Origin of the sequence: uncultured Paracoccus sp., assembly GCF_937873615.1 — a bacterium.
Classification (GTDB): Bacteria; Pseudomonadota; Alphaproteobacteria; order Rhodobacterales; family Rhodobacteraceae; genus Paracoccus.
Genome location: NZ_CALMYP010000068.1, coordinates 60,743 through 85,996 on the forward strand (window position 1 = coordinate 60,743; position 25,254 = coordinate 85,996).

24 protein-coding genes are annotated in these 25,254 nt (G+C 63.1%); 16 read left to right on the forward strand and 8 right to left on the reverse strand.

Translation table 11 applies throughout. From position 1 onward, the window contains the following. Both secB and Q0330_RS18120 read right to left on the reverse strand, forming a co-directional pair. Entirely contained in the window at positions 1–510 is a 510-nt protein-coding gene (gene secB / locus Q0330_RS18115; protein WP_299482938.1) for a protein-export chaperone SecB, read from the reverse strand. 80 nt (positions 511–590) lie between these two features. Continuing rightward, positions 591–1,142 (reverse strand): FxsA family protein, encoded by a 552-nt coding sequence (locus Q0330_RS18120; RefSeq protein WP_299482941.1) that lies wholly within the window; start codon positions 1,140–1,142, stop codon positions 591–593. A 102-nt stretch (positions 1,143–1,244) separates the two neighbouring features. On the opposite strand from Q0330_RS18120, the gene Q0330_RS18125 reads away from it, so the two are divergent. Then, a complete protein-coding gene (locus Q0330_RS18125; protein ID WP_299482944.1) occupies positions 1,245–1,904 on the forward strand; it encodes a Tim44/TimA family putative adaptor protein in 660 nt (219 codons plus the stop codon). Beyond that, a complete protein-coding gene (locus Q0330_RS18130) occupies positions 1,904–2,500 on the forward strand; it encodes a Smr/MutS family protein (RefSeq protein ID WP_299482946.1) in 597 nt (198 codons plus the stop codon). Before Q0330_RS18125 ends, Q0330_RS18130 begins: the two co-directional genes overlap by 1 nt. Before the next feature lie 45 nt (positions 2,501–2,545). On the opposite strand, the gene ettA is transcribed toward Q0330_RS18130, so the two are convergent. The 3 genes from ettA to Q0330_RS18145 form a co-directional block, all read right to left on the reverse strand. Next, positions 2,546–4,201 carry an energy-dependent translational throttle protein EttA gene (gene ettA, locus Q0330_RS18135; RefSeq protein WP_299482949.1) on the reverse strand — a complete coding sequence of 552 codons (1,656 nt, stop codon included), beginning with the start codon at positions 4,199–4,201 and terminating at the stop codon, positions 2,546–2,548. A gap of 137 nt (positions 4,202–4,338) precedes the next feature. Continuing rightward, complete coding sequence (rimO, locus tag Q0330_RS18140; RefSeq protein ID WP_299482952.1) at positions 4,339–5,703, reverse strand: 30S ribosomal protein S12 methylthiotransferase RimO; 1,365 nt, start codon at positions 5,701–5,703, stop codon at positions 4,339–4,341. Positions 5,704–5,800: 97 nt separating this feature from the next. Then, entirely contained in the window at positions 5,801–6,358 is a 558-nt protein-coding gene (locus Q0330_RS18145; RefSeq protein WP_366518350.1) for a DUF308 domain-containing protein, read from the reverse strand. A gap of 139 nt (positions 6,359–6,497) precedes the next feature. On the opposite strand from Q0330_RS18145, the gene Q0330_RS18150 reads away from it, so the two are divergent. Next, a complete protein-coding gene (locus Q0330_RS18150) occupies positions 6,498–6,965 on the forward strand; it encodes a hypothetical protein (RefSeq protein WP_299482957.1) in 468 nt (155 codons plus the stop codon). A 62-nt stretch (positions 6,966–7,027) separates the two neighbouring features. Here the strand turns inward: Q0330_RS18150 and epmA are convergent, their stop codons facing one another. Next, complete coding sequence (epmA, locus tag Q0330_RS18155; RefSeq protein ID WP_299482959.1) at positions 7,028–8,080, reverse strand: EF-P lysine aminoacylase EpmA; 1,053 nt, start codon at positions 8,078–8,080, stop codon at positions 7,028–7,030. Between the two features lie 88 nt (positions 8,081–8,168). Between epmA and efp the strand changes: the two genes are divergently transcribed. Beyond that, a complete protein-coding gene (gene efp / locus Q0330_RS18160; RefSeq protein ID WP_299482962.1) occupies positions 8,169–8,735 on the forward strand; it encodes an elongation factor P in 567 nt (188 codons plus the stop codon). Positions 8,736–8,884: 149 nt separating this feature from the next. Here the strand turns inward: efp and serB are convergent, their stop codons facing one another. After that, positions 8,885–9,763: a phosphoserine phosphatase SerB gene (serB, locus tag Q0330_RS18165; protein ID WP_299482965.1), complete on the reverse strand. Its 879-nt coding sequence runs from the start codon at positions 9,761–9,763 to the stop codon at positions 8,885–8,887. A 118-nt stretch (positions 9,764–9,881) separates the two neighbouring features. On the opposite strand from serB, the gene lysM reads away from it, so the two are divergent. Together lysM and Q0330_RS18175 are read left to right on the forward strand one after the other, a co-directional pair. Then, complete coding sequence (gene lysM, locus Q0330_RS18170) at positions 9,882–10,376, forward strand: peptidoglycan-binding protein LysM (protein ID WP_299482968.1); 495 nt, start codon at positions 9,882–9,884, stop codon at positions 10,374–10,376. Between the two features lie 132 nt (positions 10,377–10,508). Next, a complete protein-coding gene (locus tag Q0330_RS18175) occupies positions 10,509–12,398 on the forward strand; it encodes an acyl-CoA synthetase (RefSeq protein ID WP_299482971.1) in 1,890 nt (629 codons plus the stop codon). Positions 12,399–12,474: 76 nt separating this feature from the next. On the opposite strand, the gene Q0330_RS18180 is transcribed toward Q0330_RS18175, so the two are convergent. Further along, positions 12,475–13,005, reverse strand: coding sequence for a hypothetical protein (locus Q0330_RS18180; protein WP_299482973.1), 531 nt, complete (start codon positions 13,003–13,005; stop codon positions 12,475–12,477). A 309-nt stretch (positions 13,006–13,314) separates the two neighbouring features. Here Q0330_RS18180 and Q0330_RS18185 point away from each other — a divergent pair, with 309 nt between their 5' ends. The 10 genes from Q0330_RS18185 (at position 13,315) to Q0330_RS18230 (ending at position 25,253) form a co-directional block, all read left to right on the forward strand. Further along, the gene (locus Q0330_RS18185) at positions 13,315–14,133 is read left to right on the forward strand and encodes a hypothetical protein (RefSeq protein WP_299482975.1); all 819 of its coding nucleotides are present in this window, start codon (positions 13,315–13,317) and stop codon (positions 14,131–14,133) included. Positions 14,134–14,169: 36 nt separating this feature from the next. Continuing rightward, positions 14,170–15,987, forward strand: a complete 1,818-nt coding sequence (locus Q0330_RS18190) for a glycosyltransferase family 2 protein (RefSeq protein WP_299482977.1) — start codon at positions 14,170–14,172, stop codon at positions 15,985–15,987. Between the two features lie 33 nt (positions 15,988–16,020). Continuing rightward, the gene (locus Q0330_RS18195; protein WP_366518351.1) at positions 16,021–17,196 is read left to right on the forward strand and encodes a nucleotide sugar dehydrogenase; all 1,176 of its coding nucleotides are present in this window, start codon (positions 16,021–16,023) and stop codon (positions 17,194–17,196) included. 9 nt (positions 17,197–17,205) lie between these two features. Then, a complete protein-coding gene (locus Q0330_RS18200; RefSeq protein WP_299482981.1) occupies positions 17,206–18,249 on the forward strand; it encodes a glycosyltransferase family 2 protein in 1,044 nt (347 codons plus the stop codon). A gap of 562 nt (positions 18,250–18,811) precedes the next feature. Next, positions 18,812–19,228, forward strand: coding sequence for a GtrA family protein (locus tag Q0330_RS18205; protein ID WP_299482983.1), 417 nt, complete (start codon positions 18,812–18,814; stop codon positions 19,226–19,228). Further along, a complete protein-coding gene (locus Q0330_RS18210; RefSeq protein WP_299482985.1) occupies positions 19,225–20,850 on the forward strand; it encodes a hypothetical protein in 1,626 nt (541 codons plus the stop codon). The genes Q0330_RS18205 and Q0330_RS18210 overlap by 4 nt, the downstream gene beginning before the upstream one ends. After that, entirely contained in the window at positions 20,847–21,662 is an 816-nt protein-coding gene (gene rfbF, locus Q0330_RS18215; RefSeq protein ID WP_299482987.1) for a glucose-1-phosphate cytidylyltransferase, read from the forward strand. The genes Q0330_RS18210 and rfbF overlap by 4 nt, the downstream gene beginning before the upstream one ends. Next, entirely contained in the window at positions 21,662–22,783 is a 1,122-nt protein-coding gene (gene rfbG / locus Q0330_RS18220; protein WP_299482989.1) for a CDP-glucose 4,6-dehydratase, read from the forward strand. The genes rfbF and rfbG overlap by 1 nt, the downstream gene beginning before the upstream one ends. 10 nt (positions 22,784–22,793) lie before the next feature. Beyond that, positions 22,794–23,987, forward strand: coding sequence for a DegT/DnrJ/EryC1/StrS family aminotransferase (locus Q0330_RS18225; RefSeq protein ID WP_299482991.1), 1,194 nt, complete (start codon positions 22,794–22,796; stop codon positions 23,985–23,987). Positions 23,988–23,999: 12 nt separating this feature from the next. After that, positions 24,000–25,253, forward strand: coding sequence for a class I SAM-dependent methyltransferase (locus Q0330_RS18230; RefSeq protein WP_299482993.1), 1,254 nt, complete (start codon positions 24,000–24,002; stop codon positions 25,251–25,253). The last annotated feature ends 1 nt before the right edge of the window (position 25,254 follow it).

Below are 25,254 nucleotides of genomic sequence, written 5' to 3' on the forward strand. Positions count from 1 at the left end.
TCAGGAAACCGGGGCGTCGGCCGGGCGCTCGGTCTGGGCGCGGCGCGTCAGTTCCTGGCGATAGAGGGCCACGAAATCGACCGGATCGAGATTGACCGGCGGGAAGCCGCCATCGCGGGTCACATCGCTGATGATTCGGCGGACGAAGGGGAACAGCATCCGCGGGCATTCGATCATCAGGAAGGGGTGAATCTGCTCTTCTGGAACGCCTTCGACCAGGAAGGCACCGGCATATTCCAGCTCGCACAGGAACAGGTTTGCGTCATTCACCGTGTTCTTCGACGAGACCTTGTATTTGGTAATGACCTCATACTGGTTGTCGACGTTACGCTTGCGGGCGTCGATGCTGACCTGGACCGAAACTTCGGGTTTGACCTCGGCCGTGTTCAGGCCTTTCTGAGCCACGACATTTTCGAACGACAGATCGCGGATGAACTGCGCCAGGATCTGCATTCGGGGCTGTTGCGGGGCCTGCGCTTCGGGCGCGGCATTCTGGGTTTCGTCGGTCATATCGGGTCCTTTCGGGAATGAGTCAAAGGGCTTCTAGCATTCCGAGCGGGACGCCTCAACGCCTGCTGGCGTCGGTATGACTACTCGGGGCGGGTCCACCCCGAAGGTGGTTTGCGCCCGGGCTTGCCATCGCTGTTCGCGGGCGGCGGCGGCGCAATATCTTCGCGCGCAACATAGGGGTCTTCCTGAACCACATAGTCGCCGTCGATCACGTCATCCCCATCGCGCCCGGCCCAGCCATGGCGCGGATCGCGGGCGCTGTCAAAGCCGAAGCCGGTGCGGGTGACGGTCACATGCCGCCCTGCGCGCCGCATCAGCCAGTCGCGCACACCGGGGATCAGCAACAACAGCCCCATCGCATCGGTAAAGAAGCCCGGCGTCAGCAGCAGCGCGCCGGAAAGCAGGATCATGGCACCATGGGCCAGGGGTCGCGTCGGGTCGCTCAAGGTCTGGAAGGACTGCTGCAACTCGGCCAGGGCGCGCTGTCCCTGGCTGCGGATCAGCACCATGCCGACGAAGGCCGACAGAAGCACCAGCCCAATGGTGGGCCAAAGCCCGATCAACCCGCCAACCTGAATGAACAGTGCGATCTCGATGATCGGAACCAGAATGAACAGAATGAATAGCGGCATGTGTCTCCTCTGGAAGCGGGCAACTGGACTTGGACCCGCTCGATCCCTACATAAGGGCCAAGGGCGAAAATACAAACCGCTGTGCCCGGCGAAGGATGGAATATGTCGAACTCGCTCATTCAACTGATTGTGCTCGCTGCAATTGCGGTGTTCCTGATCCTGCGCTTGCGCAATGTCCTGGGCACGCGCGACGGGTTTGAGCCAGATCAGCCTGACGAGCGCCCGGTCCAGCGTCGGCTGGAGGTGGTCGAGGATGACGATCCCCGTGCTGACGACAGCGACCTGTCCGATCATGTCGATCCGGCAAGTCCCGCCTATGCGGCCCTGGTCGAAATGAAGCGCGCTGAGCCCGCATTCTCGCTGACCGAATTCCTTGGCGGCGCGAAGCAGGCATATGAGATGATCATCGTCGCCTTCGAAAAAGGCGATCTGGCCGAGATTCGCGCGTTCCTCTCTCCCGAAGTGGCACAGGCCTTCGAATCCGCGATCGAGGCGCGCCAGAATGCGGGCCTGACACCAGAGGTTCAGTTCCTCGGCACCCGTGAGACTGCGCTTGCGGCAGCGGAGTTCAACACCGCAAACGCCGTGGCCGAGCTTTCCGTCCGCTTTGTCGGAGAGATCATCGTGGCCACCCGCGATGCTGCCGGCAATGTCGTCGATGGCGATCCGAAAACGCCACGCAAGCAGCGTGACACCTGGACCTTCGAGCGCGAGATGGGTGCCGCCGATCCGAACTGGCGGCTGGTCGCGACCGGGAACTGATGGCACCTCGGCGCGGCCTGACGCCCGAGGATCGCGAGCTCTGGTTGCGCGTCACCCGGACAGCCACCCCGTTGGAGCCGAAGCGTCGCGCCGCTTTGCCGGATTACTCACCTTCGGCCAAGCCAGCGCCGAAGGCGGCGGCGCCGGATACCGCGCGCCCTCTCTCGCCCGACTTCGCAATAGGCACCCGTCCGCGCCGCCTGCCCGGCCATGACCTTGCCCCCAGCCCGGCCGAGGCCTTGGCCAACCAGCCCATCCGCATGGATCACAAGACCCACAAGCAGATGAGCCGGGGCAAGTTGCGCCCCGAGGCGAAGCTGGACCTGCATGGCATGACCCTTGCCGAGGCCGGGCCGGAACTGGCGCGGTTCATCCTGTCCTGTCACGCGCGCGGCTTGCGGCTGGTGCTGGTCATTACCGGCAAGGGCAGCCGTGACGGAATCGAAGGTCCCTTGCCCGTCCGACGCGGCGCGTTGCGCCATCAGGTGCCGCATTGGCTGCATACGGCACCGCTATCCCACGCCGTCCAACAGGTTGCCCCGGCGCATCTGCGCCACGGCGGAACCGGCGCGTATTACGTCTATCTGCGCCGATAGTCCGCAGGGGCGGTCGGATGGATGGGTTCGACCGCCCTGCTTGGTCTATCGCGTGAACTTCTTGTATTTCACCCGCTTCGGCTCGACCGAATCCGGGCCGAGGCGGCGGATCTTGTCGGCTTCGTAATCCTCGAAGTTGCCTTCGAACCATTCGACATGGGCGTCGCCCTCGAAGGCGAGGATATGGGTGCAGAGCCGGTCGAGGAAGAAGCGGTCGTGGCTGATGATGACCGCACAGCCGGCGAAATCGTCAAGCGCCGCTTCCAGCGCCTGCAGGGTTTCCACGTCCAGATCGTTGGTCGGTTCGTCGAGCAGCAGGACGTTTCCGCCGGATTTCAGAAGCTTGGCCATGTGGACGCGGTTGCGTTCACCGCCCGAAAGCTGGCCGACCTTCTTCTGCTGGTCGCCGCCCTTGAAGTTGAAGGCCGAGGCATAGGCACGGCTGTTCATCGACGCGTCACCAAGCTCGATCTGCTCGGCCCCGCCCGAGATTTCCTCCCACACCGTCTTGTCGCCGGCGAGGGCGTCGCGGCTCTGATCGACATAGGAAAGCTGGACCGTGTCGCCATAGGTAACCTCGCCCGCATCGGGCTGTTCCTGGCCGGTCAGCATCCGGAACAGCGTCGATTTACCGGCACCGTTCGGGCCGATCACGCCGACGATGCCGCCCGGCGGCAGCGAGAAGGAAAGATCCTCGATCAACAGCTTGTCGCCCATCGCCTTCTTGAGGCCCGCGACCTCGATCACCTTGCCGCCAAGGCGCTCGCCGTTCGGGATGATGATCTGCGCGCGGGACAGCTTCTCGCGCTCGGACTTGCCGGCCATCTCGTTATAGGCGTTGATCCGGGCCTTCTGCTTGGCCTGCCGCGCCTTGGCGCCGGCGCGGATCCATTCGAGTTCGCGTTCCAGCGTCTTCTGGCGGGCCTTGTCCTCGCGGGCTTCCTGTTCCAGCCGCTTGGCCTTCTGTTCCAGCCAGGCGGAATAATTGCCCTCGTAGGGGATGCCGCGACCACGGTCGAGTTCGAGGATCCAGCCGGTGATGTCGTCAAGGAAGTAACGGTCATGGGTCACGACCAGGATGGTGCCGGGATATTCGATCAGGTGCTTTTGCAGCCAGGCGATGGTTTCGGCGTCCAGGTGGTTGGTCGGTTCGTCCAGCAGCAGCATGTCGGGCGCTTCCAGCAGCAGCTTGCACAGCGCGACCCGGCGGCGTTCCCCGCCCGAAAGCGTTGCAACATCGGCATCGTCGGGCGGGCAGCGCAAAGCCTCCATCGCCACGTCGATCTGGCTGTCCAGATCCCAGAGATTGCCGGCGTCGATTTCATCCTGAAGCGCCGCCATTTCCTCGGCGGTCTCGTCCGAGTAGTTCATCGCCAGCTCGTTATAGCGGTCCAGCTTGGCCTTCTTCTCGGCCACGCCCAGCATGACATTGTCGCGGACATTCAGCGACTCGTCCAGCTGCGGCTCCTGCGGCAGATAGCCGACGCGGGCGCCCTTGGCGGCCCAGGCCTCGCCGGTGAAATCCTTGTCCATGCCGGCCATGATCTTCAAAAGCGTCGATTTACCGGCACCGTTCACGCCGACGACGCCGATCTTGACGCCGGGCAGGAAGTTCAGGCGGATGTTTTCGAAGACCTTCTTGCCGCCGGCATAGGTCTTGGACACGCCGTCCATGTGATAGACGAATTCATAGGCTGCCATCGGAATCTCCTGCAAATGTTGCAGGCTATTTAGGCGATTGCCGCGCCGGTTGGAAGATCAGCCAAGGCAGGCGGTGAAATTGGCCGGCAAGCCCTGTCAGCGGCGCCCACCATGAACCGGCAGGCTCACCGTCGAAATCAGAGCCGGCCCCAGAGGTCGTATTCCCCGGCCTCGTCCACCGTCACCGAAACGATATCGCCGGGCTTCAGCGCCTCGAAGCCCTCGTCGATGAACAGGTTGCCGTCGATCTCGGGCGCGTCGGCCCTGGTGCGGCAGGTGGCGCCCTCGCCGTCGACCTCGTCCACGATCACCTCGATCCGCTGGCCGACCTTTGCCGCCAGCTTGGTCTCGCTGATCGCCTGCGCCTTCCGCATGAAGCGGTCCCAGCGGTCCTGTTTGACCTCCTCGGGCACATGATCGGGCAGGTCATTGGCCCGCGCGCCGGCGACGTTTTCGTATTGGAAGCAGCCGACGCGGTCCAGCTGCGCCTCGTCCAGCCAGTCGAGCAGGGTCTGGAACTCCGCTTCCGTCTCACCGGGATAGCCGACGATGAAGGTCGAGCGCAGGGTGACATCGGGGCAATCGCTGCGCCAGGCGGCGATCTCGTCCAGCGTCTTCGCCGCCGCAGCCGGGCGGGCCATGCGCTTGAGCGTTTCGGGATGGGCGTGCTGGAAGGGAATGTCCAGATAGGGCAGCACCAGCCCTTCCGCCATCAGCGGGATCAGGTTGCGCACATGCGGATAGGGATAGACGTAATGCAGCCGCACCCAGGCGCCGAGCGAGCCGAGGTCACGGGCAAGATCGGTGATATGGGCGCGGTGGCCGCGCGTCTCGGCATGTTTCAGGTCCACCCCATAGGCCGAGGTATCCTGCGAGATTACCAGCAGTTCTTTCACCCCGGCCTCGACCAGCTTTTCGGCCTCGCGGATCACCGCATGGGCGGGGCGGGAAACCAGCCGACCGCGCATGTCGGGGATGATGCAGAACTTGCAGTGATGATTGCAGCCTTCCGAGATCTTCAGATAGCTGTAATGGCGCGGCGTCAGGCTGACGCCGGATGCCGGCAGCAGGTCGATGAAGGGATCGGGCGCGGGCGGCACCGCACCGTGGACGGCATCCAGCACCTGTTCGTATTGATGCGGGCCGGTGACGGCCAGGACCTTGGGATGGGCGCCGGTGATGTAATCGGGTTCGGCCCCCAGACAGCCGGTGACGATGACGCGGCCATTCGACGCCAGCGCCTCGCCGATGGCATCGAGGCTTTCGGCCTTGGCGCTGTCCAGAAAGCCGCAGGTATTCACGATCACCGCATCGGCACCGGCATAATCGGGGCTGATCGCATAGCCTTCGGCGCGCAGCCGGGTCAGGATGCGTTCGCTGTCGACAAGCGCCTTGGGGCAGCCGAGGCTGACCATGCCGATGGTCGGCTGGCCCTCGCGGCGTTCATCCGGGATGGTGGCGCGGGCGAGGTCGGGGCGGATGATTGGCGGGTTCTGGCTCATCGCCGGACTCCTATGAGCGGCCCGGCGCAAAATCAAGCGAGCAAATGCGAAGCGGGCGGCCCCATGGCCGCCCGCCCCCGATTTCGTTCGGATCGCCTCAGCCGGTGGCTTCGCGCACCGAGGAGATGGCGATGATCGTGATCCCGTTCGAGATCAGCTCGACCGCCAGCAGGATGCCGAGGATCGAGGCCGCCGAGGCCGGGAAATTGCTGAAGATCATGACCGCCAGGATCACCGACAGCGCACCGCTGAGCAGCACCAGCCAGAAGGCCGGCGTCTGGCGCAGCGAGAAGGACAGAACCACCTTGAAGATGCCTTCCACAAGGAACATCGCGGCGACGGTCAGCGTCAGCGCCATGACCCCGACAAGCGGCTTGGCCAGAAGGTTGATACCCAGAAGAACCATCAGAAGACCGACCAGCAGCACCCAGATGCGACCGCCCCAACTGACCTGGCGGAACACCGCAAAGATCTGCAGGATGCCGATGATCAGGAAACCCCAGCCGGCGACCTGTTCGGCTGTCAACGTTGCCGCGAGCGGGTTTGCCAGCGCGAAAAAGCCCGCAAGAACCGACAGACAGCCCACGATAATCCAAAGAACCTTACCTGCCATATTCGAAGCTCCGATATAGTTGATGGTGCGAGATACTGACATGTTTCGAACCGATTGGCGGCCCCGAAATCGCGTCGGTACCACCTTCGCCCGAAAGATGTAACAAAATTATCAATACCATCCCCGGGCGATCACGTAGCTGTGGCTTTTCAACGCAGCGGCGATGGCGCAGATTGCTGCCATGAAACGCCACCTTGCTTACCTGCTTCTGCTGCTTCTGGTCCTGCCGGTCCCAACCAGCGCCGATATCATTCAGGGACACGGTTATATCGTGGTGAAGGATGATCGGGGCGGGAATGTTCTTGACATGGTGAAGACGCGCGCCCGGCTGGAAAACTCCGGCCAGAAGGTGTGGATCAGGGGCTATTGCCGCTCTGCCTGCACAATCCTGACGACAATGCGCAATGCCTGCCTCGGTCCCGGGGCAACCATCGGCTTTCACGCGCCGCGACTGCCGAATACGCATATCATTCCGCCCCTCGTGCCAGAGATCATGGGCAGCTATTATCGCAACGGCATCCTGAAGCGCTGGAACGAGGAATGGCGCTACAGCCTCGACATGGTGAAGATCAGCGCCCGGGAATATGTCCGGCTGGATCCGGCAACCAAGATCTGCCCGCCGGTGGCGCGGGATCCGCTGGCGCGCTAAGTCCGGCTGGATCCAACGCTCCTGGGCTGAAAACAGCCCGAGACAGTCTTGCGGGTTTCGGCTTAACCGTGACCGGGATTTGGGACAGGTGCCCACATCACCGATTCGATGGACGGTGCTGAACATGCCAGCATCACCAGCCGGTCGAAACCCAGCGCGATGCCAGAGGCTTCGGGCATGATGTCCAACGCGTGCAGCAGATCCTCGTCCAGCGGATAGGTTTCGCCATAGATCCGGGCCTTCTCGGCCATGTCGGCCTGGAAACGGCGGCGCTGTTCGGCGGGATCGGTCAGCTCGCCGAAGCCATTCGCCAGTTCGACCCCGCAGGCATAAAGCTCAAACCGCTCCGAGACGCGCGGGTCGTCGGGACTGCGCCGCGCCAGTGCCGCCTCGGGCACCGGGTAGCGGTCGAGGATGGTGGCGCAGCCATGGCCCAGATGCGGCTCGACCCGCTCGGCAAGCGCGCGGGAAAACAGGTCTGACCATGTGTCCCCCTCGGCATGGCCGATCCCGGCGGCGCGCAGGCCTGCCGCCAATGCGTCGCGGTCGGTACTGCCATCCGGTGCAATCGTGGCCAGAAGGTCGATCCCGGCATGTTCGGCAAAGGCCTCGGCCACGCTGACGCGTTCCGGGCTGGCATAGGGGTCGCAGGTGGCATCGCGCCAGCGGAACTCGCTCGTGCCGGTGGCCTCGGCGGCGAGCATCAGGAAATCGGCGCAATCCTCCATCAGCACGGTGTAATCGTCACCCACCCGATACCATTCCAGCATTGTGAACTCGGGATGATGCAGCGGCCCCCGCTCGCGATTGCGCCAGACGTGAGAGAAGGCGGCGATGCGGGTCTCGCCCGCGGCCAGCAGCTTCTTCATGGCGAATTCGGGCGAGGTGTGCAGATACATCGCCCGCGCCACCCCGTCATTGCCGATCATCGAGGTGGCAAAACCGTGCAGATGGGTCTCGTTGCCGGGGCTGAGGGCGAGCGCGGCCGGATCGACTTCCAGGAAGTCGTTCGCATCGAGCCAGCCGCGAATGGCGCGCTGGATGCGGTTTCGCGCCAGAAGCGCGGGTCGGCGGTCGGCATGGCGGTGGGGCTGCCACCATCGGGTATCGCTCATGGTTTCTCTGGCAATGCGGCAAATCATCGGATAGGGACGCTGGCAATGCGCTTACGCGCCACCCCGACAGTTCGCAAGGAATCCGCAGATGAAAGTCATCGCCTCCAGCCTCCGCAAGGGCAATGTGGTCGAAATCGACGAACGCCTTTACGTCGTTCTCAAAGCCGAGAACTTCCACCCCGGCAAGGGCACGCCGACGACCAGCGTCGACATGCGCCGCATCTCCGACGGGGTGAAGGTGACCGAGCGCTGGAAGACCACCGATCAGGTGGAAAAGGCCCATGTCGACGAGCGCAGCTATGACTATCTCTATAACGACGGCGAAGGCTTCCACTTCATGGAGCCGGAAAGCTATGAGCAGGTCACGGCCCCGGAAGACGTGATCGGCGATCAGGCGGTCTATCTGCAGGAAGGGATGCGGGTCTTCCTGCAGGTCTTCAACGGCGTGCCGATCTCCATGGAACTGCCGCAGAAGATGACCGTCGAGGTGACCGAGACCGAGCCGGTGGTGAAAGGCCAGACGGCGTCGTCTTCCTATAAGCCGGCGCAGGTCGATAACGGTCTGCGCGTCATGGTCCCGCCGCATATCGGCGTCGGCACCCGGATTGTCATCAATACCGGGGACAATTCCTATGTGGAGCGTGCGAAGGACTGATCCTTCCTGCTGCTAAGGTTCAAGGGGGTGTCTGAATGGACGCCCCCTTTTCCGTCAGGCAAAGCGTCAGCCCAAAGTTCACGAAAACAGATGCTTGGCGTGGCGTCATTCGCCAATCGGCGAATCCGCAGGGCGATTGCAGTCGATGCTCAGCCGGTTACGAACTCGTCGCGGCCGTAGCCTTGGATATAAAGCAGCGCGGTCAGGTCGGCATGGTCAATACGCACGCCTGCCTGTGCCGCGACCAAGGGCTTGGCATGAAGCGCCACGCCGGTTCCAGCCAGCTGGATCATGCCCAGATCGTTCGCGCCATCGCCGACGACGATGGCCTGTTGCGGCGTCATGCCGCGGGCGGCGGTAATTTCTTCCAATGCCTCGACCTTGGCCTCGCGGCCAAGGACGGGCAGGCCGACATGGCCGGTCAGCACACCCTGATCGGCCAGTAGCGCATTGGCCCGGTGCTCGTGAAACCCGAGCGCCTTGGCAATGGGGGCGGTGAAGGCGGTGAACCCGCCCGAGACGAGCGCGCAATAGGCGCCCTGGTCGCGCATGGTCGCGATCAACTCGCGCCCGCCGGGGGCCAGGGTGATACGCTCGTCCAGCACCTTCTGGATCACGCGCTCGTCCAGCCCGGCCAGCAGGCCCACGCGTTCGATCAGCGCCTCGTGGAAATTCAGCTCTCCGTTCATGGCGCGGGCGGTGATTTCGGCCACGCGCGGGCCGACGCCGGCCTCGGCGGCCAGTTCGTCGATGCATTCCTGCTCGATCATGGTCGAATCCATGTCGGCCAGCAGCACCGCCTTGCGCCGACCGAGCGTCGGCTGAACGACCAGATCGAAGCCGGCAAGCCGGGTGTCATCGGCGATGGCCGCAGCATCGTCCGGCAATTGGTCGGTCGGGAATTCGGCGGCGATCCCCTCGGCCAGCCAGATCACATGTTTGCCGCCCATCAGGTCGCGCAGCGCCTCGACGCGGTCATGGGTCAGGTCGGCGCGCATCGGCGCGGCAAGGACGGTCACGGTATGCATGGCGGTTTCCCCGGCTGGTCTCGGGTGAAGCGGTATCGCAAACGGCGGCCCGGCGCCAGCCGGGGAACCGCCTGCGCGGCGGCGCGTTGTCCGCGAAGCTATGTGAAAGGACAAGTGGATGGCTTTCTGGGATTTCATCAAGGATTCGGGCAAATCGGTCCTCGGTTCCGCCGAGGCGGCCGAAGCCAAGGCGCCCGCCGATGACAAGGCCGCCGCGCAGGCCGAGACCGACCGCAAGGTCAAGGCGCTGACCGCCGAGGTGAAAGCGCTCGGTCTGGATTCGGGCGATGTGCACCTGACCCTGCGCGGCGATGTGGTGAAGGTCGAATCCAAGGGCGCGGATCGCGAGACCATGGAGAAGCTGATCCTGGCCATCGGCAATATCAAGGGCATCGCCCGGGTCGAGGCCGAGGTGCCGAAAGCGCCTGCCTCGGGCGGGGCGGCTGATGCGCCGGTCTTCCATACCGTCCAGAAGGGCGAGACGCTGTCGGCCATTGCCAAGAAATATCTCGGCAATGCGAACCGCTATAACGACATCTTCAAGGCCAACCAGCCGATGCTGTCGGACCCGGACAAGATTTATCCGGGCCAGACCCTGCGCATTCCGCAATAGGCCGCGCGCCGATCTGACGCAGCGTCTTTGGAACACGGGGCGGCCGTCGGGCTTGCCCCGTGCTTTGATTATGCCTCATTGTTCAGGGCAAATCAGCCGGTCCACCGGGATCGGGGAAATTGGGGGGGAGTTATGAGCGAGCACAGCCGTTTCTGTGGTATCGCGGATCGCGATGCGGTCGAGCAGGAAATGCCTTACGAGGCGCGCGACAACGCCCGGACGATCTATGAATTCCTCGGCCGCGTGGCCGAGCGCTTTCCGGAGCGGCCGGCGATTTCGTTCCAGCTGTTGTCGGGCCCGCGCGATCATGCCACGACGCTGAACTGGGGCGAGTTGCTGGAGCGGGTCACCGAAACCGCCAACTTGTTCCGCAAACTGGGCGTCGGGCCGGGCGATACCGTGGCCTATCTGCTGCCCAATACCATCGAGACGCCGGTCGTGCTGCTGGCCGGGGCGACGGCGGGGATCGTCAACCCGATCAACCCGCTGCTGGAGCCCGAGCATATCGGCGGCATTCTTCGGTCCACCAATGCCAAGGTGCTGGTGACGCTGAAATCCTTCCCGAAAAGCGACATCGCCCAGAAGGCCGCCGCCGCCGTCGCCGAGGCGCCCAATGTCAAGCATGTGATCGAGATCGACCTGAACCGGCACCTGACCGGGCTGAAGAAATTCATCGTTCCGCTGGCGCGGCCGAAGGTCACCGTCAAGCATCACGCCAAGGTGCATGGTTTCGAGGCCGCGGTTTCGGCTGAGAACCACAACCGGCTGGATTTCGACGATCCGAAGCAGGACCGGGTTGCCGCCTATTTCCATACCGGCGGCACCACCGGCCTGCCGAAAGTGGCGCAGCACAAGTATTCAGGCATGATCTATAACGGCTTTCTGGGCGGCGCATTGCTGTTCAACGAGACCGACGTGCTGATGTGCCCGCTGCCGTTGTTCCATGTCTTCGCCGCCTATCCGGTGCTGATGAGCTGCATCGCCTCGGGCGCGCATATGGTCATGCCGACCCCCGCCGGCTATCGCGGCGATGGCGTCTTCGACAATTTCTGGAAGCTGATCGAACGCTGGCAGGTCAGTTTCCTGATTACCGTGCCGACGGCGATCTCGGCGCTGATGCAGCGGCCGGTGAACGCGGATGTCTCCTCGCTCAGGACGGCGATTTCCGGCTCGGCCCCGCTGCCGGTCGAGCTTTACAACCGCTTCAAGGCCGCGACCGGGGTCGAGATCGCCGAAGGCTATGGCCTGACCGAGGCGACCTGTCTGGTCAGTTGCAATCCGGTCGACGGCGTCAAGAAGGTGGGCTCGGTCGGCATTCCCTTGCCCTATACCCATGTGCGCATCCTGCGGAAGCTGCCCGAGGGTTTTGCCGAATGCGCAACCGACGAGGTGGGCGAGATCTGCGTGGCCAATCCCGGCGTCTTCGAAGGCTCGACCTATACCGAAGCCGACAAGAACCACGATCTTTTCGCCGAGGGTCGGTTCCTGCGCACCGGCGATCTGGGGCGGATCGACGCCGATGGCTATCTCTGGATCACCGGGCGGGCCAAGGACCTGATCATTCGCGGCGGCCATAATATCGACCCGGCCGAGATCGAGGATGCGCTGCTTTCGCATCCTGCCGTGGCCTTCGCCGGCGCCATCGGCCAGCCCGACGCCCGCGCCGGCGAATTGCCCTGCGCCTATGTCGAACTGGTCGGCGATGCGTCGGTCAGTGTCGAGGAGCTGTTGGAACATGCCCGCGCCAATATCCACGAGCGCGCGGCGGTGCCGAAACATCTGGAAATCCTGGATGAATTGCCGAAAACCGCTGTCGGCAAGATCTTCAAGCCCGACCTGCGCAAGAAGGCGATCAAGCGCGTCTATGACGCGGCCCTGGCCGAAACCGGCGCCAGCGTCGCCGAGGTGGTCGAGGACAAGAAGCGCGGGCTGGTGGCCAAGATCGCCCGGACCGAGGGCGTGGACGAAGCCGCCGTCGCCCGCACACTCGGCGAATTCACCCGCCCCTGGGACTGGGCCTGATCCATCGAAGCGGGCAGGATTGAAGGCGCGCGCGTCCAAACTGCCTGCGTGCGCGAACAGCTTGGGCGGGTCCGGTTCAGCCCGCCGCGCGACCGGCGGCGGATTTTTCGATCATGGCGGCATCGTCGGGATAGCCGAGCCCTTCGGCCATCTCGGCGAAGCGCAGAAGCCAATCATGTGACAGACTGTCGAGCGCATCCGGCGTGAAATGCGTGGCGCGCCTCTTGGGGCGAGAGTTGCGCCCGATCTCTTCACTTCGCCGCACAGGCCGGCCAACATAGTCGGCCAGAAGCGCGTCATCCTCTGGCCGGTCCACGCGATAGATCAATTGCGGCAGGAAGGACATGCACAGCTCATACCAGAGCGTATAGCTCATGACTGCGCTCTGGATGCCGTCCGGGTCTTCAGCCTCGGTCGGTAACGTGATCTCAAAGCGGTTCTTCAGGATCCTGGTCCGGAAGGAATAGCTGGCGGTATCGGAATTCTCGGGGATGATCGAATTGATGGCCGCCAAGGGTGAGCGGGCAACGCAGAAAATCCGGCTGAAATCCTCCAGTGGGCCAATCGCGTCGCCATAGGGGTTGCGATAGCGTTCAGCCGGCAGCATCCAGGAAACTAGCCCGTTGGGGCGCACATATTCGTGCCCGACTTCCAACCCGGAAGACTGCAACAGATAGGCGGTGAAGGCGGTGCCGCAGCGCGGATGGCCAAGCCCGACAAAGAAGTTCTTGCGGTGGTGAATGCAGGACAGTGTCCCGTCTCCCTTATCGTTCTCGGCCTGATATAGCGGGGCGGCAAGGCGCAGCGCAATCCTTGCGAGGGTTAAGCCTGTGCGCAGAAATAAGTGGCGGTGACTGGCGGCGCTGACTCCGTTCGGATAGACAGGCTGGAAGCGCAGGTTTGTCCGAGGTCATTTATGCCGCTCGATCGTCGTCCCGTTGCCTCTCTCTGGATCGGAGAAGAGCTGCAATATCTCAACCAGCTTTGCCTGAAATCGCATCTGCTGCACGGCCATCCTGTGACGCTTTATTGCACCGACAAGCTGAAGAACCCCCCCGAGGGCGTCGAGGTCCGTCCGGCTTCCGAGATCATGGATATCGACATGCAACTGGTGGGCGATACCTCGGCCTCGTTCCTGTCGAATGTCTTCCGCTACAAGATGATCCAGAAGACCGGCGCGATCTGGATCGATTGCGACGCCTTCTGCCACAAGCCTTTCCCCGACGAATGGGAATGGATCTTCGCCGGTCACGGTATGCGCGGGGCGCTGAATTGCGGCGTTGTCGGCCTGCCCCAGCAATGCGAGTTGATGGATCAGTTGCTGGATTACTATGACAACCTGCCCGACTATCCGGCCTGGTGGAACAAGCGTCAGCGCAAGCAGATGGACAAGCAGCGTGAAAAGGGCGACCTGTCGCATGGGGCGGCGATCTACAAGACCGAGCGCACGGCATTCGGTCCGCAGGCCTTCACATGGTTCGCCCAGCAGACCGGCGATATCGAACGCGCGATGACCTCGGACGTGCTCTATCCGGTGCCGTTCCAGTTGAACGACATCTTCTATGACCCGCATGGCAGGGTCGAAGGCTGGTTCACCGACGCGACCGTGTCCGTGCATCTTTACACCAATGGCACCAAGCCCTGGTGGCGCAAGAACCCGCCGCTGCCCAATTCCTATGCGGCGCGGATGTGCGAGCTGGTGGGCATCGACCCGACCCAGGCGCTGGAAAGCTGATGACGGCCTTCGCAGGCGGCTTGGGGGACGGCTGACATGGCGTTGAAGCGGCATGTCAGCCCGCATGGCACGGTCATGGCCGTGTCGATGATGAAGGATGAGGCGCCCTACCTGCTGGAATGGTTCGCGCATCATCTGGCTGTCGGCTTTACCGATATCCTTGTCTATACCAATGACTGCACCGACGGCACGGTCGAGATGCTGCAGCGGCTGGAGGAGCTGGGCCTTGGCTATCACCGCCCGAACGATATTCCGGAGGGCATGAAGCCGCAGCCGTCGGCGCTGAATTACGCGCAGGACGAGCCGCTGGTTCAGGCGGCCGACTGGGTCATGATCTTCGACGCTGACGAGTTCCTGTCGGTCAACCATCCTTCGGGCCATCTCGACGGGATGCTGGATGACGCGGTGGCGCAGGGTGCCAACGGGATTATCGTGACCTGGCGCATCTTCGGTTCGGGTGGCGTGGTCGACTGGTCGCGCGACCCGGTGACCGAGCAATATACCCGCGCCGCGCCGCCGCTCTGGAACAAGGGCTGGGGCGTGAAGACGCTGTTCAAGTTCGACCCGGAATACTGGAAGCTTGGCATTCACCGGCCCTCGATCAAGAACAAGCACCTGAAGGACGGCTTTCCCGACACCGTGAAATGGCTGAACGGTTCGGGCCGACCGATGGAGGATTACTTCAAGTTCCGTGGCTGGCGCACGATCCGCCGCACGCTGGGTTACGACTGGGCGCAGATGAACCATTACGCGGTGAAGTCCATCGACAGCTATGCCGTGCGTCGCTTCCGCGGCAATGTGAACAACAAGAAGGACAAGTATAACGCCGATTACTGGTCGCTTCAGGACCGCAACGAGGTCGCCGATACCCGCATCCTGCGCCACGCCCCGCGCCGGGCCGAGATCATGGCCGAATTGCTGCAGGATCCGGTCCTGTCGAAGCTGCATTACGCGGCACTGGAACGGGTCGAGGCGCGGCTGGAGGAATATCGCGGCTCCGAAGCCTATCAGGCCCTGCGCGACAGCCTGATCGAGGCCGGCAAGGTGCCGATCACCTCGGTCGAGGCGAAGCCGCCGCAGGCGCGCGACCCGGCCAAGATCGCTGCGCTGATGTCCGAGGTGGAGCGCAAGTCGAGCGAGAAGCCGGACGATGCCCGCAAGGACGCGCCGGTCTCGGGCTGGAACGCCATGGGTGCCGCGCTTTATCGCAGCGGGCGGATCAGGCTGTCGCCGGGTGATGCCGTGGAATGGGTGGAATCGCAGCGCGTGGCCCTGCCCTGCGATCCGCAGCTGTTCACCGAGGAAGCTTCGATGGCGGTGCTGGCCGGCAAGTTCGACCGTCGCCATGCCCGCAACATCGCTTCTTACCTTGCGGGCGGACGGCGCGTGCTGGACCTGGGCGCCGGGATCGGATTGCCCGCCATGACCATGCTTCGCGCTCAGGATGGCATCACGCTGATGGTGCAGGACAGCCAGCCCGGCATTGCCGAGGCCGCCGCCCGCATCCGCGCCCGCAACGGGCTGGAGGATACGGCCCGGCTGCGCTTCGTCGACGGCCCGCTGGTCCTGCCAGGTGACGAGGGCGCTGCGGCTGGCGGGCTTGCCGCCTATCTGGGCGATTTCAGGCCCGATATCTTGCGTATCTCGACCCGTGCGGACCTCGTCGGGCAACATCTCGACGGGATCGATCTTTCGCGCCTGATACGCGTCGTTTTGCCTTTCGACAGCCCCGAAGAGGCTGACGGTTTACGGCAGTCCTTCGGGCCGGTGCTGGAAGGACGGGGTTTCGTCGAGCGTGTCGAGGCCGCGGATTCGGGGTCCTTGCGATATGATCGCCTTGCCGAGAAAAATTGATAGAATGCAGGTAAGCGAGCACCTGGAAGGGCTATGACGATGACGAATATTGCAGTGGCTGGGCTTGGCTATGTCGGGCTTTCCAACGCCGTGCTTCTGGCGCAGCACAACCGGGTCACGGCACTGGATATCTCGGATGATCGGGTCAGGATGGTCAATGACCGCAAATCGCCCATCGAGGATGCCGAGATCACCGAATACCTCGCCAGCCACGATCTCGACCTGACGGCGACGCTCGACCCCAAGACCGCCTTCCACGATGCCGAATTCGTCGTCGTCTCGACCCCGACCAATTACGATGCGCGCACCAACCGTTTCGACACTTCCTCGGTCGAGGCGGTTCTGGCCGAGATTCAGCGCATCAACCCGAATGCCGTGGCGGTCATCAAATCGACCATTCCGGTCGGCTTTGTTGAGCGGATCCGGGCCGAGATGGGTTGGGAAAACGTGATCTTCTCGCCCGAGTTCCTGCGCGAGGGCAAGGCACTCTATGACAACCTACACCCCTCGCGGATCGTCATTGGCGAAAGGTCCGACCGCGCCCGCCGTTTCGCTGACCTGCTGGCCGAGGGTGCCATTCGCAAGGACATGCCGGTGCTGTTCAGTGGCGCGGTCGAGGCCGAGGCGATCAAGCTGTTCTCGAACACCTATCTCGCGCTGCGCGTGGCCTATTTCAACGAGTTGGACAGCTATGCCATCGCGCATAACCTGAACTCGCGCGAGATTATCGACGGGGTCTGCCTGGATCCGAGGATCGGCGATTTCTACAACAATCCCAGCTTCGGTTATGGTGGTTACTGCCTGCCCAAGGATACCAAGCAACTTCTGGCCAATTACGACAAGGTTCCGCAGAACCTGATTTCGGCCATTGTCGAGTCGAACCGGACGCGGAAGGATTTCGTGTCCGACCAGATCGTCGCCAAGCGCCCGAAGATCGTCGGCGTTTACCGGCTGGTGATGAAGGCGGGGTCGGACAATTTCCGCGACAGCTCGATCCAGGGGATCATGAAGCGGATCAAGGCCAAGGGGATCGAGGTGATCGTCTATGAGCCGGTCCTGCAGGACGACCATTTCTTCAACAGCCGGGTGGTCCGCGATCTGGACGCCTTCAAGGCCGAAAGCGATGTGATCCTGGCCAACCGGCTGTCGGACGATATCCGCGACGTGGCCGGGAAGGTCTATACGCGCGACCTTTTCGGGGTCGATTGAGGCGGCGGGATGCGCATCCTCGCCGCCACCACCGTCCGCAACGAAGGACCCTACCTGCTGGAATGGATCGCCTGGCATCGCCTGCTGGGGGTGACGGATTTCCTGTTTCATTCCAACGATTGCGACGATGGCAGCGACCGGCTGCTGGACCTTCTGGCCGAACATGGCGTGATCCGGCACGAGACCCACCAGCCCCCGCCCGACAAATCCGTGCAATGGAGCGCCTTGCGCGCCGCATGGCGTCATGATCTGCGCAAGTCGACCGACTGGATGCTGATCTCGGATCTGGATGAGTTTCCGGTCATCCATGTGGGCGAGGGGCGCTTTGCCGATCTGATGGCCGCGCTGCCCGAGGGGTGCGATGCCGTGGCCCTGCCGTGGCGGCTGTTTGGGTCGAATGCGCAGATCGAGATTTCCGGGCGACCCGTCACGCAGGAATTCACCCGTTCGACCCCGGCAGTGATGCACCACCCGATCGCGGCGACATTCTTCAAGTCACTGTTTCGACCTGCGGCCTTTCGCGCGCAGGGCGTGCACCGGCCCCGTCACCGGCCCGAAACCGAGCCGGTCTGGGCAGATGGCAGCGGTCGGCCATTGGCGGGGTTGATCGCCGGGAATGACAAGCGCCTGTCTCTGATCTCGACTAGGGACTATCGCCGGTTGGTCGAGCTGCATCATTACTCATTGCGCTCGGCCCAGGGCTTCATCGTCAAGTCGGACAGGGGTCTGCCGAACCGAACGAACAAGCCGATCGACCTCAGCTATTGGGTCGCGCGGAACTTCAATACCGAGGAGAACACATCTGCCGTGCGTCTCGGCCCCCGGCTGAATGAGGAGATCTCAACGCTTATGGCCCTGCCCGGCGTGGCGGAGCTTCATCAGGCAGCACTGGATTGGCACCGGGCGCGATTTGATGAATTGGTTCTGACGCCGGAAGGCTTTGACCTTTATGCACATATCCTGCTGGCGCAGGACAGCGCGGTTATGCCGATAGACAAGCAGGACGACCTGCTGCGGCTGTTTCCAAAGCTGCAGCGGGGATCTGACCTGTAAAGCCTTGCCGAGCTGCTATTCCGGTGGCGGAACTGTGCCGCAAATGCGTGCGCAGGTGATTCGGACTGACGACATCTGCAATTCATTCATCGGAAGCATTCACATGACGGCGCTCACCCATAAAGTGAATAATTGTTAATATACCTGCACCTGTTCTGCAATAAATCTGAGGCGCAGAATTATTTTTCAATGCGCGCAAAATAATTCTTGATCCATTCCTATAACGCAAAATTGTTGTGCCGATTCGTGCGTTCTCCACCGATAGAAGAAAATAAAACACATTATATACAGTCACTTGCGGCTTTCTGTGGTCGTGGAATATCAGCGGTGAAGCGGCGAATTTCCGAAAGCGATTTCTGCGCAAAACATGTCATTTCTTGAAGTGGCCTCGGTATTTCCAGAGCTTTTTCTTGAGAAATGAGAGTGCTTACGGCAAACTTGACGATGTTTCACAGTTCGAATTTGCCCGTGTTATGTGTGATTTCGTTGTTCAGTCCGTGCCGCTGCTGTCGCGTGCCTTAATGGCCGTTTTGAATGCTGCTGCGGAAAGGCCGGTGCGGTCGTGACCTCGATATCGCACCACAAACAGCCGACGCGCTCGACATCGCAGACGATGCTGCGCTTCCTTGCGGTCGGCTTGGGAAATACTGCGTTTGGTTATTCTGTTTACGTGCTTGCCGTAGTTGCAGGGCTGACCCCGCAATTGGCGCTTATCCTGCAGTTCGTGTTGGGCGTGCTTTGGAACTATACCCTACATGCGCGGCTGGTCTTCTCGGTGAACGGCTGGACCCGGTTTCCGTTATATATTGGCGCCTATCTGCTGATCTACACAATCAATGCGACATCGCTGCGCATCCTGCTTGCCGAAGGTATCGGCCCGCTATTGGCGCAATTGTTGATCCTGCCCTTTATCGTCGCGCTGTCCTGGTTGCTGATCGGCCGTGTCATGGGCTTCCGGCATGTCGGGAGGGTGCGGTGAGCAGTTCTCGCACAGCAGCGCCAATGGCGCAGGTCCGGGGGCAGAGTATCGTCGTGGCGACGATGCTGGCTGTCGGACTGCTGGTCCTGGCCGCGCTTTATGGGCGGATCATGGGTTACGATCTGCGCCGGGATGAATTCATGTTCGTCCCGCCGGCGGCGCTTCTGGACGATCATGCACTTTATAGGGACCTCTTTTACAATCACGTTCCTTATTCTGCATGGCTGTTTCGCGCCGTGCATCAGGCCCTGCCCTGGCTGGGATTGCTGGCGGCGGCGCGGCTGACGGTGTTCCTTGCCTGGCTGCTGCTGCTTGGCGGCGCGGGCTGGGTTGGCTGGCGGCTGACGGGATCGGCGCTTGTCGCGGCGGTGGGTCCGCTCAGCCTGATTACGGCGGATGTCCTGCTGGGCCAGACCGGGATGGCGGCGACGAACAATCTGCTGCCGCTGCCCTTCGCGCTTCTGGGCTTGGGCTTCTTTGCCGTGGCGCTTGCCGATCCGAGGCCGGGCTTCGGACAGCTTCTACTGGCCGGGGTCATGCTGTCCGTTGCGGCGGGCATGAAAGCCAGCGCCATCGCCTTTGTGCCCGCCGTGGCCATCGGCTGCTTTCTGGTGCCGCGCCAGCTGCCTTTCTCCGTGCGATTGCGGCATGTGGTTCTGCCGGTGGCGCTTGGCGGGGTCATCGGGGCGCTGCCGCTGTTCTGGTATGCGGCGACGGCGCCCGACCTCTTCTTTGCCCATATCCTTGGCTATCATTCCGGGCCGCATGTCGCCTATTGGCAGGCCAATGCCGCAAGCGAGCCGGGGCTGGCCCTGTCGCCCGCCGGCAAGTTGCAACTGTCCCTTTCGGTCTGGATGGTCGGGGCGACGCTGCTGGCGCTGTTTCTGGCGCTGCTTTGCCTGCTGCTGTCCTGGCGGGGCAAAAGGAATGCGCGGTCCGGCTCCAGCCTGGAGGCGGCGGCGGTGGTCGCGGCATCGGTCCTGACGGCGGCTGTGCTGGCTTTCGTGCCGACGCCGGGCTTTCCGCAATATTACGCCGCCCCTCTGATCGGGCCGCCGATCCTGATCGCGCTGTCTTGCCGTGCCATGCCGGAAGACAGCTTCCGCCAGATCCGTCCCGCGCTTGGCGTGGCGATGCTGCTGATGGCGGTTTACGGCGCGCCCCGACTGGCGCTTGGCCTGAACGATCTGCGCCATCCCGACAGGCTGACCCCGGCAAGGCTGGAGCGCAGCGCCGATCTGCTGCGCGAGACGCTGGTGGCGGCGCGGCTGGACGGGGCCGGTCCGGTGGCGACGCTTTCGCCGCTTTATCCGCTGGCCGCCGGGCTGCCGATCTATCCCGAATTTTCGGCCGGGCCCTTCGCCTATCGGGTTGCGCCCCATACCGACGCCAGGCTGCGCGGGCTTTACGCCATGGCCGGCCCCGATGATCTGCCGGCCCTGTTCAGCGCCACGCCCCCCGCCGCGATCCTGACCGGCTTCGATCCCGTGCTGGAAGCCCCGTTCGAGGATTACGCGCGGGCCAATGACTACACGCTCATGGAGATGCCCCGGATCAGCGACCGTTATGGGAGCGCGCGGCTCTGGCTGGCATCCCCCGATCAGAGAGGAGAACGAGAATGAAGACGATCCTGCTTGCCGGCGGGCTTGGCTCTCGCCTCGCCGAGGAAACCGTGGCGATCCCGAAACCCATGGTCGAGGTCGGCGGTCGCCCCATCATCGCCCGGGTCATGGATATCTACAGCCATTTCGGCCATAGCGAATTCATCGTGGCGGGCGGCTATAAATGCTTGATGTTGAAGAAATTCTTCGCGAATTATCACCTGATCGCCAATGATATCAGCGTCGATCTGGACTCGGGCGACCTGAAGCTCAGCCCGATCTCGGCCGGGGGCTGGAATGTCAGCGTGGTCGATACCGGCGCGCTGACCATGACCAGCGGTCGCATCCGGCGGCTGCGCGACTGGATCGGGGACGAGACCTTCATGGTCACCTATTCGGACGGTCTGGGGAATGTCGATATCGCCAGCCTGCTCGAATTCCACCGGGCGCATGGCAAGCTGGCTACCGTTACCGCCGTGCAGCCGCCGGCCCGCTTCGGGAATATGGAGCTAGGCGCGAATGGTCAGGTCCAGGCCTTCACCGAGAAGGTGCGGCGCTATGAGACCTGGATCAATGGCGGCTTTTTCGTCTTCGAGCCGGGGATCTTCGACTATTTCACCGACGATACCGAACCGCTGGAACATGCGCCGATGGTCAAGCTGACCAGTGACGGCCAGCTCGTCGCCTACAAGCATTTCGGTTTCTGGCATCCGATGGACACGATCCGGGACCGCAATGCGCTTAATGAAGTGTGCGATGCGGATCCGCCGCCCTGGCTGGATTTCGAGAATGTCGGGGCGGACGCGGCCTCGGCACCGAGGGCGGTGATCTGATGAACATGCGCAATCAACCCGGTCGCGACCCGTTCAATGGCGCATTTCTCGGGCGGCGCATTCTTCTGACCGGGCATACCGGCTTCAAGGGCGGCTGGCTGACGCTTTGGCTTGACCGGCTGGGGGCGAAGCTGCGCGGCATTTCCCTGCCGCCGGAAACACAACCGGCACTTTTCGATCTGGCCAGGATCGGCGGGGCCTGCGACAGCCGCTATGCCGACATAAACGATGCCGCCGCGCTGACGGAGGCGGCGCAGGATTTCGCGCCTGAACTGGTCATCCATATGGCCGCCCAGGCCATCGTTCGCGACAGCTATGACATGCCTGTCCAGACCTTCGCCACCAATGTCACCGGCACCGCGAATGTGCTGGAGGTGGCGCGGAAATCGCCGGCCCTGCGCGGGATCATCGTCATCACCAGCGACAAATGCTATGAAAACAACGAATGGGACTGGGGCTATCGCGAGGTCGATCCGCTTGGCGGCTCGGACCCCTACAGCGCCTCGAAGGCCTGCACGGAACTGGTTGCCCAGGCCTATCGCCGCTCGTTCTTCGCCAAGCCGGACGGGCCGCAACTGGCCTCGGTCCGGGCCGGCAATGTCATCGGCGGCGGCGATTGGGCGGCGCATCGACTGATCCCCGATATCGTTCGTGCCACCGCCCGGGGCGAACAGGTGGCGATCCGCAATCCTTCCAGCGTCCGGCCTTGGCAACATGTGCTGGAACCGCTGGCCGGCTACCTGACCGTAGCGGCGCGGCTGCTGGAACCGGATGCCGCCTCGGTCGCCGGGGCGTGGAATTTCGGCCCTGACAATGACGCCACCCTGCCGGTGGGCGAGATCTGCCGAAAGTTTGCCGATCTCTGGGGCGATAACGGGCCGCGCTTTGCCTTCGGTCATAACCCCGATGCCCCGCATGAGGCCGGGCTCCTGCGGCTCGACAGCACCAAGGCCCGGCTGCGGCTTGGCTGGCGTCCGCGCCTGACGATCACCGATGCGCTGCGGCTTTCGGCCGAATGGTATCGCGCCCATGCCGCCGGCGGCGACATGCAGGCGCTGACCCTGTCGCAGATTACCCAATACGAAGGGCTGATAAGGCCCGAAACCGCGATTGCAGGATAGGAGGCGAGACATGCGCGTGAATTACGGCCAGACCGTCCATGGTGAGGAAGAGATCGAAGCGGTGGTGCGCGTGCTGCGCGGCTCGACCCAGATGGGCAGGCATGTGCGAGAGATGCAGGACCGGGTCGCGGCGCTGTTCGACAAGCGCCACGGGATCATGGTGAATTCCGGCTCCTCAGCGAATTTCATTGCCGTGGCGCTTCTGGACCTGCCCGAGGGTTCCGAGGTAATCACCCCCGCCCTGACCTTCGCCACCACGGTTGCGCCCATCGTCCAGCACCGGCTGGTGCCAGCCTTCATCGACGCGGCGGACGGCACCTATAATGCCGATGTCGGCCAGATCGAGGCGATGATCGGCCCAAAGACCCGGGCGATCATGATCCCCTCGCTGATCGGCAACCTGCCCGACTGGGTCCGCATCCGCGAGATCGCCGGCAAGCACGGCCTGACCGTGATCGAGGACAGCGCCGATACGCTGGGTGCGACCATTGGCGGGGTCTCGACCGGGGTGAACTCGGATATCTCGACGACCAGTTTCTATGGCAGTCATGTCATCAATGGCGCCGGAAATGGCGGGATGCTCTGCGTCAATGATGACGATCTGGCCCGGCGCGCGCTGCTTCTGCGCAGCTGGGGGCGGACCTCGTCGCTGTTTCAGGAGGGTAGCGAGGCGATCGAGAACCGCTTCAATGTCGATCTCGACGGGATCAGCTATGATGCGAAATTCCTGTTCGAGGAACTGGGCTATAACCTAGAGCCGTCCGAGATCAGCGCCGCCTTCGGGCTGGTGCAGCTGGACAAGCTGAACCGCAATATCACCGCGCGAGAGAAGAACTTCGCCCAGCACCTTGCCTTCTTCCGCGCCTATGAGGACTGGTTCATCCTGCCCCGGCAATTGCCCGACAGCCGCACCGGCTGGCTGGCCTTCCCGCTGACCCTGCGCGAGGGCGCGCCCTTCACCCGTCGCGACATGCAGATCTGGCTTGAAAAGCGCGAGATCCAGACGCGGCCGGTCTTCACCGGCAATATCCTGCGTCAGCCCGCAATGAAGAAGGTCGAAAGCCGCACCCGGCCCGAGGGCTATCCGGTCGCGGATGCCGTCATGCGCGGCGGTATCCTGCTGGCCTGCCATCACGGGCTGGATCAGCCCCAGATCGACCATATGCACGATGCTTTCCGCGCATTCGCCCGCCAATTCGGCTAAGGAGAGACCCAGATGACCGCAGAACCCCGTGACATGCTTCGCGAATGCCGCGCCTGTGGGTCAGGGCGGCTGCACCTGTTCCTGCCCATGGGCAACCATCCGCCCGCCAATATGTTCGTCCGGCCCGAGGATGCGGGCAAACCGCAACCGGCCTTTCCGCTGAACGCGCAGGCCTGTCTGGATTGCGGGCTGATTCAGGTCGCCGATCAGGTGCCGGAGGGGTTCTTTCGGCATTACCTCTATATCCCGTCCGGCGCGGCGACGATGCATGGCCATTTCGAAGGCCTCGCCCGGGTGCTGGCCGACAGGGCGGCAGGCGGGCTGATCGTCGATATCGGCTGCAATGACGGGTTGATGCTGGGCTTTGCCAATGCCCTTGGCGCGCAGACGCTGGGGGTCGACCCGGCCGCCAATCTGGCCGAGGCGGCGGCCCGGAACGGGGTCGAGGTGCATGTCGCCTATTTCGGCCCCGAAACTGCGGATGAGCTGCGCGCCGCGCGCGGGCCGGCTCAGGTGATCTCGACCAGCAACACGCTGAACCATATTGGCGATCTCATGGGCTTCATGGACGGGATTAATCGGCTTCTGGCCGATGACGGCTGGTTCGTGGTCGAACTGCCCTGGGGGCTGGATATCCTGCGCGGCAACCAGTTCGACAATATCTATCACGAGCATATGTCGGAGATGAGCCTGAAATCCCTGGTCCGGCTGGCCGAGCGGAGCGGCATGGCGGTGGTCGATGTGACCCGGCTGCGGGTTCATGGCGGCTCGATGCGGGTATTCATGCGCAAGACCGGTGCGGCGGGCGCCCCCTCGGCAGAGGTGCGGCACATGCTGGCCGCCGAAGACGAGGCCGGTATGAACGATGCCGCCACCTTTGCCGGCCTGGCGGATCATGCACGCCAGATCGGGACCGATCTGCGCGCACTTCTGGCCGGGCTGAAGGCGCAGGGGAAGACGATTGCCGGCTATGGCGCCCCGGCCAAGGGCAATACGCTGTTGAATTATTTCCAGATCGGTCCCGAGACGCTGGATTTTCTGGTCGATCGTAATCCGTTGAAGCAGGGCATGTTGTCGCCCGGAACACTGATCCCGATCCACGACACTGCGGCCATTGCCGAACGTAAACCCGATTATCTGCTGGTCCTCGCCTGGAACTTCTTCGACGAGATCCGGCAGCAACTTGCCGATTACGAAGCGGCGGGAGGGAGGTTTATCGTGCCGCTTCCGTCTCCGCATATCGTTCCCCAGGATGGCAGAGGATAAC